Source organism: Streptomyces sp. UNOB3_S3, from assembly GCF_020740895.1.
In the GTDB taxonomy this organism is placed as follows: Bacteria; Actinomycetota; Actinomycetes; order Streptomycetales; family Streptomycetaceae; genus Streptomyces.
Window position 1 is genome coordinate 1 of record NZ_JAILXP010000635.1, and the last position, 1,944, is coordinate 1,944.

Consider the following 1,944-nt stretch of genomic DNA (forward strand, 5'->3'; position numbering starts at 1 on the left):
CGCCGGGGTCGGCGAGGGCGGCGGGGCTGCCGGTGTGTACGGCGCCTTCCGGGAGGCGGGCGGCGAGCAGGCCGACGACGTCGGCGCGGTGGGCGACGACGACCGGGCCGCCGAAGCGGCGGGCCGCGGCCTCGGTGCTCGTACGGGAGAGCCAGCGGCCGTCGGGCAGCCGTAGTCCGCCGTCGGCCTGCCAGCCGGACAGGGCGCGTACGGCGTCGCCCGCGCCGAAGGTGTCGAGGGCGCGCTGGGCGTTGGGGGCGAGCGCGATGCCGGCGCCGACGGGTTCGAGGGCGGCGGCGCGTTCGAGGACGGTGACGGTCCAGCCGTCGTGGTGCAGGGCGCAGGCCGCGGTGAGGCCGCCTATGCCGCCGCCGATGACAACGGCGCGGGGCTGTGTCATGGGGTTCCTCCCAGGAACAGGAACTACAGATGTAGTGACAGCCACGCTACTACACCTGTAGTGCCGGGGGTAGATTGGGCGGCGTGCACCCCGAGAAGACCGCCACCACCCGCCCCCGCGCCCAACTGATCGCGGACACCGCGCTCGCCCTGCTCGCCGAGCGCGGCATGCGGGGCCTGACCCACCGCGCCGTGGACGAGGCCGCCGGGCTGCCGCCCGGCTCGACGTCGAACCACGCCCGCACCCGGGCCGCACTGCTGGAGGCGGCCGTACGGCGGCTGGCCGAGCGCGAGGAGGCGGTGCTGCTGCCCCGCGAGATGCCGGACCCGGCGGGGGCGGACGGGCTCGACGCGCTCGCCGACGCCCTCGCGCTCGCGCTCCACCGTTCGCTGACCGGGCAGCGCGAGCTGCTCCTCGCCCGCTACGAGCTGGCGCTGGAGGCGGCGCGCCGGCCCGAGCTCAGGGAGATCTACGACGCGACGGGACGGGGCCGCTTCCGCGCTCCGGTGATCGCGCTGATGACGGCCGCGGGCTCCCCCGAACCGGAGCGGCACGCGATGTCGCTCATCGCATGGTGCGAGGGGCTGATGTTCTCGTGCGCGGCGGGGAGCTACCACGCCGAGGTGCCCGGCCGCGCCGGACTGCGGCGGGGATTCAGGGAGCTGCTGCGGGGAGCACTGGGGCGATAATCCCTGGCGCGGGTTCGAACTCCGGCGCGATGATGCCCCCATGACGATCAATGAGCGCACCATGCCTTCGACCACCGCGGGCGAACGCGAGATGCTGGAGTCCTGGCTGGACTTCCACCGGGCCACGCTGGCCGCCAAGTGCGCCGGCCTGGACGACGAGCAGCTGCGGACGGCGTCCGCGCCGCCGTCCATCATGTCCCTCATGGGGCTCGTGCGGCACATGGCGGAGGTGGAGCGCCACTGGTTCAGCCGGGTGCTGGCCGGGCAGGACGCGCCGCCGATCTATTACGACGAGACCGACCGCGACAAGGACTTCAAGGTCACGGAGAAGGACACCGGCGAGGAGGCTCACGCCACCTGGCAGGCCGAGATCGACAAGGCGCGGGCGCTCGCCGCCGGACGGTCGCTGGACGACTCCGGCACCGGTGTCGGATGGCGCGCGGGCGAGCCCTTCAGCCTCCGCTGGATCCTCACGCACATGATCGAGGAGTACGCGCGGCACAACGGCCACGCCGACCTCATCCGCGAGCGCATCGACGGCGCGACCGGGGCCTGAGCGGAGCGCGACCGGACAGAGCGGAGCGCGACCGGGGGCCGGGCGGAGCGCGACCGGGGGCCGGGCGGAGCGCGACCGGGCCCGTGAATCCATGTCACCCCTGCGGGGAATTCCCCATGCCCCTTGTCCGGCAGCAGGGTTGGCCGAATGCATCGAGTGCCCTCAGCCGCCGTCCTGGTGGCGGTGGCCATGTCGGCCGCGGTCGGCTGTGTCTCCGTCGCCCCCCGCCCCCTCGCGCCCGGCCAGCCCGGCGGGCCCCGGGCCGCCCAGGGCCCGGCCCGTGAGTCGCTGACCGTCAC

At 74.8% G+C, this 1,944-nt stretch carries 3 protein-coding genes; 2 read left to right on the forward strand and 1 reads right to left on the reverse strand.

Annotated elements, in window-relative coordinates; all coding sequences use genetic code 11:
* A partial coding sequence (locus K6I33_RS34560) for an NAD(P)-binding protein (protein ID WP_229358756.1) occupies nt 1–400 on the reverse strand: 400 nt, incomplete at its 3' end.
* 83 nt (nt 401–483) lie between these two features.
* On the opposite strand from K6I33_RS34560, the gene K6I33_RS34565 reads away from it, so the two are divergent.
* Together K6I33_RS34565 and K6I33_RS34570 are read left to right on the forward strand one after the other, a co-directional pair.
* Nucleotides 484–1,089 (forward strand): TetR/AcrR family transcriptional regulator, encoded by a 606-nt coding sequence (locus K6I33_RS34565; protein ID WP_229358757.1) that lies wholly within the window; start codon nt 484–486, stop codon nt 1,087–1,089.
* A 40-nt stretch (nt 1,090–1,129) separates the two neighbouring features.
* Complete coding sequence (locus tag K6I33_RS34570) at nt 1,130–1,645, forward strand: DinB family protein (protein ID WP_229358758.1); 516 nt, start codon at nt 1,130–1,132, stop codon at nt 1,643–1,645.
* Nucleotides 1,646–1,944: the final 299 nt, after the last annotated feature.